Origin of the sequence: Leclercia sp. GLN_9 (assembly GCF_043105735.1) — a bacterium.
GTDB lineage: Bacteria > Pseudomonadota > Gammaproteobacteria > Enterobacterales > Enterobacteriaceae > Enterobacter > Enterobacter adecarboxylatus.
This window is the reverse complement of sequence record NZ_JBICLV010000004.1, coordinates 84,525-96,708: the sequence shown is the minus strand read 5'-3', so window position 1 is coordinate 96,708 and position 12,184 is coordinate 84,525. Positions and strand designations below refer to the sequence as shown.

At 54.3% G+C, this 12,184-nt stretch carries 14 protein-coding genes; 12 read left to right on the top strand and 2 right to left on the bottom strand.

Annotation, left to right across the window (positions count from 1 at the left end; all coding sequences use genetic code 11):
- Nucleotides 1-89: 89 nt before the first annotated feature.
- Entirely contained in the window at nucleotides 90-638 is a 549-nt protein-coding gene (locus tag ACF8PE_RS00500) for a VOC family protein (RefSeq protein ID WP_224750719.1), read from the top strand.
- Nucleotides 639-654: 16 nt separating this feature from the next.
- On the opposite strand, the gene ACF8PE_RS00495 is transcribed toward ACF8PE_RS00500, so the two are convergent.
- A complete protein-coding gene (locus ACF8PE_RS00495) occupies nucleotides 655-876 on the bottom strand; it encodes a hypothetical protein (protein ID WP_150870814.1) in 222 nt (73 codons plus the stop codon).
- Nucleotides 877-2,000: 1,124 nt separating this feature from the next.
- On the bottom strand, nucleotides 2,001-2,291 hold the full coding sequence (locus ACF8PE_RS00490) for a Bor family protein (RefSeq protein WP_032618031.1): 291 nt from the start codon (nucleotides 2,289-2,291) through the stop codon (nucleotides 2,001-2,003).
- Between the two features lie 241 nt (nucleotides 2,292-2,532).
- On the opposite strand from ACF8PE_RS00490, the gene ACF8PE_RS00485 reads away from it, so the two are divergent.
- The 11 genes from ACF8PE_RS00485 to ACF8PE_RS00435 all read left to right on the top strand — a co-directional run bounded on the left by ACF8PE_RS00485 (nucleotide 2,533) and on the right by ACF8PE_RS00435 (nucleotide 12,181).
- Nucleotides 2,533-2,979 (top strand): GNAT family N-acetyltransferase, encoded by a 447-nt coding sequence (locus ACF8PE_RS00485; RefSeq protein ID WP_117386562.1) that lies wholly within the window; start codon nucleotides 2,533-2,535, stop codon nucleotides 2,977-2,979.
- 63 nt (nucleotides 2,980-3,042) lie between these two features.
- Nucleotides 3,043-3,363: a hypothetical protein gene (locus tag ACF8PE_RS00480; RefSeq protein WP_059307988.1), complete on the top strand. Its 321-nt coding sequence runs from the start codon at nucleotides 3,043-3,045 to the stop codon at nucleotides 3,361-3,363.
- A gap of 298 nt (nucleotides 3,364-3,661) precedes the next feature.
- Nucleotides 3,662-4,765, top strand: coding sequence for a cobalamin-independent methionine synthase II family protein (locus tag ACF8PE_RS00475; protein ID WP_032618033.1), 1,104 nt, complete (start codon nucleotides 3,662-3,664; stop codon nucleotides 4,763-4,765).
- 203 nt (nucleotides 4,766-4,968) lie between these two features.
- Nucleotides 4,969-6,240, top strand: a complete 1,272-nt coding sequence (gene urtA / locus ACF8PE_RS00470; RefSeq protein ID WP_059307987.1) for an urea ABC transporter substrate-binding protein — start codon at nucleotides 4,969-4,971, stop codon at nucleotides 6,238-6,240.
- A gap of 24 nt (nucleotides 6,241-6,264) precedes the next feature.
- Nucleotides 6,265-7,839, top strand: a complete 1,575-nt coding sequence (gene urtB, locus ACF8PE_RS00465) for an urea ABC transporter permease subunit UrtB (protein WP_059307986.1) — start codon at nucleotides 6,265-6,267, stop codon at nucleotides 7,837-7,839.
- The gene (urtC, locus tag ACF8PE_RS00460; RefSeq protein WP_077227521.1) at nucleotides 7,839-8,912 is read left to right on the top strand and encodes an urea ABC transporter permease subunit UrtC; all 1,074 of its coding nucleotides are present in this window, start codon (nucleotides 7,839-7,841) and stop codon (nucleotides 8,910-8,912) included. Before urtB ends, urtC begins: the two co-directional genes overlap by 1 nt.
- Nucleotides 8,912-9,703 (top strand): urea ABC transporter ATP-binding protein UrtD, encoded by a 792-nt coding sequence (gene urtD / locus ACF8PE_RS00455; protein ID WP_130588894.1) that lies wholly within the window; start codon nucleotides 8,912-8,914, stop codon nucleotides 9,701-9,703. The genes urtC and urtD overlap by 1 nt, the downstream gene beginning before the upstream one ends.
- 9 nt (nucleotides 9,704-9,712) lie before the next feature.
- Nucleotides 9,713-10,411, top strand: a complete 699-nt coding sequence (urtE, locus tag ACF8PE_RS00450; RefSeq protein ID WP_130588893.1) for an urea ABC transporter ATP-binding subunit UrtE — start codon at nucleotides 9,713-9,715, stop codon at nucleotides 10,409-10,411.
- A 68-nt stretch (nucleotides 10,412-10,479) separates the two neighbouring features.
- Nucleotides 10,480-11,121 carry a metal-binding protein ZinT gene (zinT, locus tag ACF8PE_RS00445; RefSeq protein ID WP_032618128.1) on the top strand — a complete coding sequence of 214 codons (642 nt, stop codon included), beginning with the start codon at nucleotides 10,480-10,482 and terminating at the stop codon, nucleotides 11,119-11,121.
- A 145-nt stretch (nucleotides 11,122-11,266) separates the two neighbouring features.
- Nucleotides 11,267-11,983 carry a hypothetical protein gene (locus ACF8PE_RS00440; protein ID WP_392494225.1) on the top strand — a complete coding sequence of 239 codons (717 nt, stop codon included), beginning with the start codon at nucleotides 11,267-11,269 and terminating at the stop codon, nucleotides 11,981-11,983.
- A 3-nt stretch (nucleotides 11,984-11,986) separates the two neighbouring features.
- Nucleotides 11,987-12,181, top strand: coding sequence for a hypothetical protein (locus ACF8PE_RS00435; RefSeq protein ID WP_077227555.1), 195 nt, complete (start codon nucleotides 11,987-11,989; stop codon nucleotides 12,179-12,181).
- The last annotated feature ends 3 nt before the right edge of the window (nucleotides 12,182-12,184 follow it).

Sequence of the window (12,184 nt, the reverse complement as noted above, 5' to 3'; positions counted from 1 at the left end):
TATTGCTTCGTCTGTAAAATACGTGTATCCCGCTTTTTGTGACAAATACGACATTTCTGCCATGCTTAAACATCTGAGATATCAATCTCATGAATAGCATCGAATGGAGGATTTTAATGATTCGCGGTATAGAACACATTGGCATTACGGTTACCGATCTTGGTCAAGCTGAAGCATTTTTCTGTCAGGCGCTGGGTGCCTCAGTCCTTTATCGTTTGGTGGCATCTGACAATCCGGATCAGACCATCACAGGCGATAAAATGTCCCCTCTGAATGGTTTCCCCGCGGAAATGAACCTCACAGGATTAGCCATGTTACGTCTGGCTAACGGCTGCAACGTTGAACTCTTTCAGACCTCTCCCGCTGTTCAGGACCAACCCGCCAGTCCTGGCCAGCCGGGAATTAATCATTTCTCGCTTTATACAGATGATATCCATAAGACCGCTGCCGACATGCGTTTACACGGAGCAAAGATGTTTGATGGGCCGTCAGATTGTTTCGCCCAGGAAGAGGGTGAAGGTAACCAGACGTGGTTTGGCATGACGCCGTTTGGCGTATTAATTGAATTAATATCCCTTCCAGCCGGTGTTCACTACGATGAAGGGGCTACAGAACGTCGTTGGATACCGAAGGGCTGATTTAACGGAGCCACACCTATTTATGTTTAGCGGTTTGAAAGCTGGATGCTGATGCTGCTTCAATATTGAAACCACAGATAAGATGAATCCTTATCGATAAGTAATTTGCTGGCAACGACATGATCAAAGGGAGAGGCTTTGACATCGTTGCCACTCCAGCAATCATAGACTTTTCACGTAACGGATGTTTTTCATTAATATCCTGTGCAATAACCTGAAGAGAATATTCATCTTCCAAATAATTACCCCATGTTAATTCAGATTTCCCCATATACGTAATGTGCGCGGGTTAGTTGCGATACCGTGGTTGCGGTATGGCGATCAGTAAGGTCTGACCGCTCAGCAGGGCGTGATCAGAACGAATGACGGCGGAATTTTATATTATTAATAAAAGGGTAAATTAAATGTATCTTTTAGAATCCGGCCCACGTAGAGTGCCTGGGTGGTGAATCCCCCTAAGCGGTGGGGCGGCCAGGCAAAAGCAGTCGGGTTTTTTGAACGCGGTTCTGTGGTCTGGCACAGAGTCACCGGGAGGCACCCGGCACTACAATGCCATCACAATAGTGTTCTTAGGCTGCCATTGGGTGGCCTTTTTACTCTGCGTCAGAGCTGAAAATGACGCGGCGTCAATTACACAATCCGCTTGGCTTCTTGAGTGGTCCGCATTCTCCGAAATCCAGCAGGACGTATCCTTTTGACTTCATACAGTCCTCTACTTTATTCGTTCTGGTAATGAGCTGGTCTATTGTCTCGCCAGGTTGCAGGGCGTTACGACGAAATTTTTCATCCCATGAATTAAGCGACAATTTTTTATTAACGCCACACTCGTAGAGATCGTTTCGGCGTTTCTGAACATTGGTGTGTCCCATGGTCTCTGGTTTCTGGAACGTCTGAATATAGGGGAAGGAGGTGTAATTTGTTGAGTCCATATCGGCGACTACACAACCGGTTAACCCCATACAACAGACCAGACTGAGGTTTCGTATCCCGCGCATTATTTAATTTCTCCATCGTAATGTATTCAACATCTCGTGGCCCGGTTTTACCGGGAGTCTCTCTTTATAGCACACCGCATGCTGGCCCTGGCGTCACAATGAGTCCGGAGGGTATCAATATTTGAAGGATAATTGCGCTTGTTCACAATCGGTGATTGAACCGATGCCGGTGATCGCGGGTTAGACGTAGGAGTTTTTTCAGGCTGGAAACAGAATCGGTCGAGATATCGATTTTCTCTTCCCAGACACCCAGGGAAAGTTCAGAAGGAGTGACGGTGATTATTTTGCCAGCATAAGGATAAGCGTAATGAAGAATATTCAGACAGGGTAAGAATGTCAGCAGGATTAAATCCTGCTGACTGCGTCTTTATTTGGCGCAATAAACGCGCGCTTCACGCGGCGTATAAATACCAAAAGTAAGAACGCCCAACAGGCCATTCACAAAAGTCTGCTGTACCTCAGTGCGAACGACTTTGTCTGCGCTACCGCACACCTGCGCTGCATCGATCTGTTTTGACTGACCAATTCCGCTAACAAAGAAATGGTGTGTCGTGACTTTCTGTGGCTCGAACGCAGTCCCTTTGTTTACCGAAAAGGATTGCTGCGCACAGCCGGAAACCGCACCCGCAATCAGCGCTACCATAATTAACTTTTTCATAAATGACCTTATTGTTTGTATGATTCATAAAAATGATGACACGATTGAAGAACGCGACATATTAGACCAGTAGCGGGGCGGTATAATAAGCAAACTATAACCAACAAAATACCCGGTAGTTGTTCGTCAAAATCCGGGCTTATCATTCTGTGATCATCTGACTCACCAAAAAAGCATATTGTAGATAGCATTCTAAAATGTTATTTAAAAGTTACCTTTTTGAATTTTTAGAGCGCCCCGGATGTCGGAAGATTTTACATTTATCGAAACCCCTCCTTCAGCTGAAGATTTTTGCCGTTTGCGTGCCATCGCCGGACTTTCACCCCGAAATCTGGACGCCGCAAGAAAAGGACTCCCCGCGAGCTGCTACGCGGTGCATATCCTTCACAAGGGGATACCCGTAGGAATGGGAAGAGTGGTTGGCGATGGCGCACTGAATTTTGAGGTTGTGGATATCGCGGTCGATCCGAATTTTCAGGGCAAGGGCTTAGGCAGAGCCATCATGGAACACATCATGGGCTGGCTGAGCAAAAATGCCTGGGACGGCACCTATATCTCTCTGGTGGCGGATGTTCCTGCACTCTATGAAAAGTTCGGCTTTCAATATGTTTCACCTGCCTGCGAAGGTATGGCGATCAGCTGGAATAAAACGAGCGCCAACGATCCCGCTCAGTCAGGGAATAAATGAAGATTGCTCTTTCAACATCCAGACCACTGCCGGACAAGAGACATTAATGGACAGGACACGATAATGGATTTTTCCCCTTTACTGCATGCGTTAGCTGCAATGACGATCCAGTGCCTCTGCGGCCTGCGATGGGGCAGATGGGGCATCGGCGGTGCGCTGGGTTCGCTGTGGTTTATCGCCCGGGAACAGACGCAGGCTGAATACCGCTGGATCGCGCTGTTCGGCCAGGGTAAGCGCGCCAACATGCCGTGGTGGGGCGGATTTGACTGGCAGGTGTGGAATATGGCGAGCCTGCTCGACTGGCTGGTGCCGGTTGTGGCCTGTACTGCCGTCTGGCTTGTTGCGCGCTATCGCTCATCTTCAAACAGCACAAACACCGTTTAACCTTCATTTATCTTGCGCATGCTAACCTGGTCAGGATCCGCAGCCCGGTATGGAATGCCGGGTCCGTAGATTTCAAAATACAAATCTATCCATGCAAGCATTTACCGCCAGTCTCTGGCGGTTTTTTTTTGCCATGCTGACCAACATGAATTTTTTTCAACACCCATGAATTTTTCTCGTTTGCCGGAAGGCGGTTGCTGTGACATCTTTTGGACATATAGCCATCCAGAAGTCTAAATGTTCAAATAATGAATTATCACTGTCGGCAATTACCTAGCGGCAGTTAAAGGAGATAAGCATGCAGCGACAACACGCCCCGAACCGTGCCGATGTGGTAGGCAGTTTCTTACGTCCCGACGCCATCAAAGAGGCGCGAGTAAAATTCGCCAGCGGTGAGATCGACGCGCAGCAGCTGCGAGCGGTAGAAGATGAAGCGATTCGCCATGTGGTAGAGCAGCAGTGCGCCTGCGGCCTGCAGGTGGTTACCGATGGCGAGTTCCGTCGTGCCTGGTGGCATTTTGATTTCTTCGACGGCCTGCAGGGCGTGGAGCGTTACGACTCGAACCAGGGCATTCAGTTCAACGGCGTGCAGACCAAAGCCCACGGTGTGCGCGTTACCGGCAAGCTGGGGTTCGGCAGCCATCCGATGCTGGAGGACTTCCGCTATCTGCAGAGCGTCAGTGGCAACGCCCAGCCAAAGATGACCATCCCCAGCCCGAGCGTGCTGCATTTCCGTGGCGGCCGCAAAGATATCGACGCCACCGTCTACCCGGATCTGGATGTCTATTTTGACGACCTGGCGCAAACATGGCGCGATGCCATTCACGCTTTCTATGCGGCGGGCTGTCGCAACCTGCAGCTGGACGACACCGTCTGGGCCTACCTCTGCTCCGACGATCAGCGTCGCCAGATCCGCGAGCGTGGCGATGACCCGGACCAGCTGGCGCGTACCTATGCCCGGGTGCTGAACAAGGCGCTGGAAGGCAAGCCGGAGGATCTGACCATCGGGCTGCATGTCTGTCGCGGTAACTTCCGTTCGACCTGGATCTCCGAAGGGGGATACGAACCGGTAGCTGAAATCCTGTTTGGCACCGTCAATGTCGATGCCTTCTTCCTGGAGTACGACAACGATCGCAGCGGCGACTTTGCCCCGTTACGCTTTGTGCGTCCGGGCAAACAACAGGTGGTGTTGGGGCTGATCACCACCAAAAGCGGCGAGCTGGAGAACCCGGAAGGGGTGAAAGCGCGTCTCGAAGAGGCGGCAAAATATGTGGCGAAAAGCCAGATCTGCCTCAGCCCGCAGTGCGGCTTTGCCTCTACTGAAGAGGGCAACGCCCTGACCGAAGCCCAGCAGTGGGACAAGGTTCGCCTGGTTACTCAAATCGCCAGCGAAGTCTGGTAATTGCTTATCCACAGCGTTGCATTAATAAAGTGCAACGCTGTGCCATTCTGATCCGTCCCTGCCTTTAAAACCCTCTCCAGCCCCCTGATCTCACTAATTTTGCGTTCTGGCATCCTTTTTGCTCTCTCTAATCCTGATTGCTTTTTCTGCGTCCACGCCGTAACGGACGATTTCGCACAGCTTTCTTTTCAGGAGTGAAAATCATGCATCGTCGTACCTTGTTAAAAGCGTTTGCTTTATCGGCCTCTGTGGTGGCCATGGGGATGAGTTTCAGCGTGCAGGCAGCCGACACCATCAAGATTGGCATCATGCATTCGCTCTCCGGCACGATGGCCATTTCTGAAACGCCGCTGAAAGACGTGGCGCTGATGACCATCGACGAGATCAACGCCAAAGGCGGCGTGCTGGGCAAAAAACTGGAGCCGGTGGTGGTGGATCCCGCCTCTAACTGGCCGCTGTTTGCCGAGAAGGCCCGTCAGCTGTTAAGCCAGGATAAGGTGGCGGCAGTCTTCGGCTGCTGGACCTCGGTCTCCCGCAAATCGGTCCTGCCGGTATTCGAGGAGCTGAACGGCCTGCTGTTCTACCCGGTGCAGTACGAGGGCGAAGAGATGTCGCCGAACGTCTTCTACACCGGCGCCGCACCTAACCAGCAGGCTATTCCGGCGGTGGAATACCTGATGAGTGAAGATGGCGGGGCGGCGAAGCGCTTCTTCCTGCTGGGCACAGACTACGTTTACCCGCGCACCACCAACAAAATTCTGCGCGCTTTCCTGCATTCCAAAGGCGTTCAGGATAAAGACATCGAAGAGGTCTACACCCCGTTCGGCCACAGCGATTACCAGACCATCGTCGCCAGCATCAAGAAATTCTCTGCCGGAGGCAAAACCGCGGTGGTCTCCACCATCAACGGCGACTCCAACGTTCCGTTCTATAAAGAACTGGCTAACCAGGGCGTAAAAGCCACCGACGTGCCGGTCGTTGCTTTCTCGGTCGGGGAGGAGGAGCTGCGCGGCATTGATACCAAACCGCTGGTGGGCAATCTGGCAGCGTGGAACTACTTCGAATCGGTGGATAACCCGGCCAACCAGGCCTTTGTCGCAGCCTATAAAAACTGGGCCAAAGAACAGAAGCTGCCGAACGCCGGAACGGTGGTGACCAACGATCCGATGGAAGCCACCTACGTGGGGATCCACATGTGGGCGCAGGCGGTGGAAAAAGCCGGCACGACCGACGTGGATAAAGTGCGCGCCGCGATGGCGGGTCAGTCCTTCAAAGCGCCATCGGGCTTTACCCTGACCATGGATGCCACCAACCACCACCTGCATAAGCCCGTGATGATTGGCGAAATCGAAGGCAACGGCCAGTTCAACGTGGTGTGGCAGACCGAAGCGCCAGTGCGCGCCCAGCCGTGGAGTCCGTTTATCGCCGGGAATGATAAAAAGCCCGACACTCCGATCAAAACGGCCAGCAACTGATCCTGATCCGAAAGAGGTAAAGCCATGAACGTCATGCGCATGATCTTCGCTCTCGTATGGCTTGCCGGACTGCTGCCAGGGATGGCGCAGGCAACGGACGCCGATAACTTTGTCGCTGCCAGCCGCAGCCAGCAGGCAGCCATGCTGGAGCAGTGGGCCGCCGCGCCCGAGCCAGCCCGGCTGGCGCTGCTGCGCGCATTGCAGCAGGAAAATGTCTTTGTCGATACCAATAAACACGCCTTTACCCGCGAAAGCGGCGAGTTAACTGCGCTCGGTGAGGCCGCGCAACCGCAAGGGGCCACCAAAGCCGTGCGGCTTACCAACCGCCTGCGGGTACTGGCCGCCACGGCGCTCGCCACTCATCAGCTGACAGGTGACAGTGTCACCGAAAGGCTGGCCGCTGCCCGGCAGCTCCAGCGCGACCCACAACCGCAGATGCTCCCTTTTTTGCAGCGTCAACTCGCAAGCGAACGCGACGAGGCGGTGCGTCAGGTACTGGCCCTCGCCGTTGCCAGCCTGCAACTGACCAGCACCCAGCCAGCGGTACGCCAGCAGGCGGTCACGCTGCTGGGCGAATCGAGCGACCCGGAAGTGCAGGCCCGGCTGCTGCCTTATACCCAGGCGCAGACCGAGCCGGATGCTGGGGTGCGTGAGGCCGCCGCCGCAAGCCTGCGTCAGATCCAGCACCGTCAGACCATCAGCGATCTGCTCGGTCAGGCATTTATGGGACTGTCCCTCGGCTCCATTCTGCTGCTGGCCGCCCTCGGGCTGGCGATCACCTACGGTTTGCTGGGGGTGATTAATATGGCGCACGGAGAAATGCTGATGCTCGGCGCCTACGCCACCTGGATGGTGCAGCAGGCGATGGCGCAGTTTACGCCGCAGTGGCTCGCCTTCTATCCGCTGGTGGCGCTGCCGGTGGCGTTCGGACTCACCGCTGCGGTGGGGATGGCGCTGGAGCGCACCGTGATCCGCCACCTGTACGGTCGTCCCCTGGAAACCCTGCTCGCCACCTGGGGGATCAGCCTGATGCTGATCCAGCTGGTACGCATGATTTTTGGCGCGCAAAACCTCGAAGTCGCGAACCCGGCGTGGCTCTCCGGCGGCGTGCAGGTCTACGCCAGCCTGATCCTGCCGTGGAACCGGCTGGTGGTGCTGGGCTTTGTGCTGCTGGTGCTGTTTTTCACCTGGCTTATCCTCAACAAAACCCGTCTGGGGCTGAACGTGCGGGCGGTAACGCAAAACCGCAGCATGGCGGCCTGCTGCGGTGTGCCCACCGGGCGCGTCGATATGCTGGCCTTTGGGCTGGGATCCGGCATTGCCGGGCTGGGCGGGGTGGCGCTGTCGCAGCTGGGCAACGTCGGGCCGGAGCTGGGCCAGGGCTATATCATCGACTCCTTCCTGGTGGTGGTGCTCGGCGGTGTCGGGCAACTGGCTGGCAGCGTGGCGGCCGCCTTCGGGCTGGGGATTTTCAATAAGATCCTCGAACCGCAGATGGGCGCCGTTCTCGGCAAAATCGTGATCCTGGTGGCGATTATTCTGTTTATTCAGAAGCGTCCGCAGGGGTTGTTTGCACTGAAAGGGAGGGTAATCGACTGATGAGCCAGCCACTGACCTTAACCCTGGCGCGGAAAGCGCCACGCAGCGTACCGATACTGCTCGGCCTGATCCTCGCCGCACTGCTGGTGCTGCCGTTTCTGGCGCTGCTGCCCGCGACGCATCCGTTGGCGGTCTCCACCTGGATGCTGACGCTGGTCGGCAAAATCCTCTGCTATGCCATCGTTGCCGTGGCGCTGGATCTGGTATGGGGCTACGCCGGCATGCTGTCGCTGGGCCACGGCCTGTTTTTCGCCCTCGGCGGCTACGCGATGGGGATGTACCTGATGCGCCAGGCTGCGGGCGACGGCCTCCCGGCCTTTATGTCCTTTCTCTCCTGGAGCGAATTGCCCTGGTTCTGGTGGGGCACCCAGCATTTTGCCTGGGCGCTGGTGCTGATTGTGCTGGTACCCGGCCTGCTGGCGCTGCTGTTCGGCTGGTTTGCCTTCCGCTCAAAAATTAAAGGGGTCTACTTTTCGATCATGACCCAGGCGCTGACCTTTGCCGGGATGCTGCTGTTCTTCCGCAATGAGACCGGCTTCGGCGGCAACAACGGCTTTACCGGCTTCACCACGCTGCTGGGCTTTTCGGTCACCGCCACCTCCACGCGCATAGCCCTGTTTCTGGCCACCGTGCTGTTGCTGGCGGCGTCGCTGGCAGTGGGATACGCCCTGGCAAAAAGTAAGTTTGGCCGCATCCTGACGGCAGTGCGCGACGCGGAAAACCGGCTCACCTTCTGCGGCTACGATCCACGCGGTTTTAAGCTGTTGGTCTGGACGCTCTCGGCGGTGTTGTGCGGGCTGGCGGGTGCGCTGTACGTCCCGCAGGTCGGGATCATCAACCCCGGCGAGATGTCGCCGACCAACTCCATCGAAGCAGCAATCTGGGTGGCGCTGGGTGGCCGCGGCACGCTGATCGGCCCGGTGATAGGCGCCGCCCTGGTCAACGGCGCAAAAAGCGTGTTCACCGTGGCGATGCCGGAGTACTGGCAGCTGTTTCTTGGGCTGATCTTTATTGCCGTCACGCTGTTTTTACCCCGCGGCGTAATGGGTCTGTTTCGCAAGGGAGATCAGTAATGAGCGATCAACTCTTTACCCGTCAGTTGCCCGGGGATCGCTATCGCGATCGGACCGACCCGGTGTTGCAGCTGGAGAACATCAACGTCAGCTTTGACGGTTTTAAAGCGCTTACCGATCTGTCGCTCGATATTGGCGTCGGCGAGCTGCGCTGCGTGATTGGCCCTAACGGCGCGGGCAAAACCACGCTGATGGATGTTATCACCGGGAAAACGCGTCCCCAGAGCGGGCGAGCGCTGTACGACCAGTCAACGGATCTCACCACCCTCGATCCGATCGCCATTGCCCGTCAGGGTATCGGTCGCAAGTTTCAGAAGCCGACGGTGTTTGAAGCGCTGACGGTGTGGGAAAACCTTGAGCTGGCGATGAAAGGGGATAAATCCGTGTGGGCCAGCCTGCGCGCCCGGCTGAACAGCGAGCAGGAAGACAGGATCCACGAGATGCTGAGCCTGCTCCGCCTCGGTGCCGAGCGTCATCGCCGGGCGGGCCTGCTCTCCCACGGACAGAAGCAGTTTCTTGAGATCGGCATGCTGCTGGTGCAGGAGCCGCATCTGTTGCTGCTGGATGAACCGGCCGCCGGAATGACCGACGCCGAAACCGAGTACACCGCCGAGCTGTTTCGCACCCTGGCGGGCAAACACTCGCTGATGGTGGTGGAGCATGATATGGGCTTTGTCGAAACCATCGCCGATCACGTCACCGTCCTGCATCAGGGCCGGGTGCTGGCAGAGGGCTCGCTGCGCGACGTGCAGGCCAACGAGCAGGTGATTGAAGTCTATCTCGGACGCTAAGGAGTGTGGATGCTACAGGTTAACGAACTGAATCAGTATTACGGCGGGAGCCACATCCTGCGCGGGGTCAGCTTTGAAGCGCTGACCGGGGAGGTCACCTGTCTGCTGGGGCGCAACGGGGTGGGCAAGACCACGCTGCTGAAATGCCTGATGGGGCTGATCCCGGCGCGTAACGGCGAGATCCTCTGGCAGGGTAAAGCCATCACCCACGCAAAACCGCATCAGCGGGTGCAGGCCGGGGTGGCCTATGTGCCGCAGGGGCGGGATATCTTTCCCCGCCTGACGGTAGAGGAGAATTTGCTGCTCGGCTTATCGCGCTTCCCGGCGCGCGAGGCGAAACAGGTACCGCAGGAGATCTGGCAGCTGTTTCCGGTTCTCCAGGAGATGAAGCAGCGCCGGGGCGGCGATCTCTCGGGCGGACAACAGCAGCAGCTGGCAATTGGCCGGGCGCTGGCCAGTCGTCCCCAGCTGTTGATTCTTGATGAACCGACGGAGGGGATCCAGCCGTCGGTGATTAAAGAGATTGGTCAGGTGATCCGCCAGCTCGCGAACCGGGGTGATATGGCGATCCTGCTGGTGGAGCAGTTTTACGATTTTGCCGCCGAGCTGGCGGACAGCTATCTGCTGATGTCCCGGGGCAGCATCATTCAGCGCGGGCGCGGCGAGAACATGGCACAGGAGGGCGTTCGCGGCCTGGTGGCGATTTAGGAGGCTTGTTTTGCAGTATGTTATATTATAACATCCATCACTCTTTAAAATGGAGTGAGGACGTTATCTTGGCAGGACATATTGGTAAAATTGCAATGACTCTGGGGGCGATGCTGGTGAGCGGCCAGCTGTACGCCCATTCCCACGGCCACCAGATGACCGAGGCGGAACAAAAAGCTGCTAACGGCGTATTTGACGATAAAGATGTAAAAGACCGGCCGCTGTCCAACTGGGACGGCGTCTGGCAGTCGGTCTATCCGTTCCTGCTGAGCGGCGATCTCGACCCGGTGTTTAAAAAGAAAGCCGAGAAAGACAACAGCAAAACCTTTGACGAGGTGAAGGCCTATTACCGCACCGGCTACGCCACCGACGTGGAGACCATCGGCATCGAGAACAACGTGATGGAGTTCCATACCGGGAAAAACGTCAGCCGCTGTGAATACGTCTCTAACGGCTACAAAATCCTGACCTATGCTTCCGGCAAGAAGGGCGTCCGTTACCTGTTCGAATGTAAAGACGCCAGCAGCAAAGCGCCGAAGTTCGTCCAGTTCAGCGACCACACCATCGGCCCACGCCAGTCTGCGCATTTCCATATCTTTATGGGCAACACCTCCCACGAGGCGTTATTAAAAGAGATGGATAACTGGCCGACCTATTATCCAAACGAAATGTATAACAAGCAGGTGGTGGAGGAGATGCTGCACCATTAATGTTGGCGCTGCCTGTAAGCCGGGTAGAGGCTATGCCTTACCCGGCTTCAATATCTTTAGGAATTCATTAATATTTTCTTCAATTCACGTGTGCTTATATCCCATCATCTAAATTTAAATAAAATGATTTACTGATGGAGGGAGTATGTATTTTAGTGATTCAATTATTACTTCATTACAGGCTGAGAAGATCCTCGCGCTTAAGTTGGATAAAGCGCTGGCAGGTGTAAAGAACAACGTCACTTCAACTCTTAAGCAGATTGGAAATGGTGTTACTCGTGCATCGTATTATACTTCATGTTTTACGGATAATTATCAAGATGTTTGTGCGAAACTTAAACATGATGATATAAGGTTTGTTTCTGGTCTTATTCAATTATATAAAGACCGTAATATCATTTTTGAAATGATTCGTCTGTATATTGAGGTTCATTTTAAAAACAAAACAGAAGGGCGTGTTCAGAATATCCTTCGCAAACTTGTAAGTGCCGGTGTTTATCTATCCACAACGGGGACCACTAACCGACTGCTTATCACTTCTGTGGCAATCGCCGTATGCCAAAGCTATAGTTTTCATGCCATTATACATGAGCGTTTAAGCCAGGCTCGAACGCTTATTTTAAAAAGAAGTGTGACTGCTTCAGCAATATCGCTCAGCGTTTATGGTTTAGTTCATGAAGCCTCAAACTGCGCTGAGAATCTTAAGAAGTTTAATGCTTATTATTATCAGGCGCTGTATGAACGTAATCTTGAAATGATGTATTTCTTGATTGAGCCTTTAATTTCCCGAAGTCCTTATTTAAACCCCATGCTTATATCTGATGATGAACTTGTTGATTTAATTATTAGACTGATGAGATAAATGATGGAGTTTTTAAAGAAATGGTTGAAAGAGGAGTTCCTCTTGCTTTTATGGGGGTGGGGGATTTGTTTGTCTATTATTGCATTTGCTATTTTCGCTGTCTCTTACTTCCCTGGATTCGCAATCAAGATGATAGGGTTATTTATTATGTTTCATGTTTGTTTCCACGTTTTTCTTTGGTTTAAATTTAAAAAATAATAT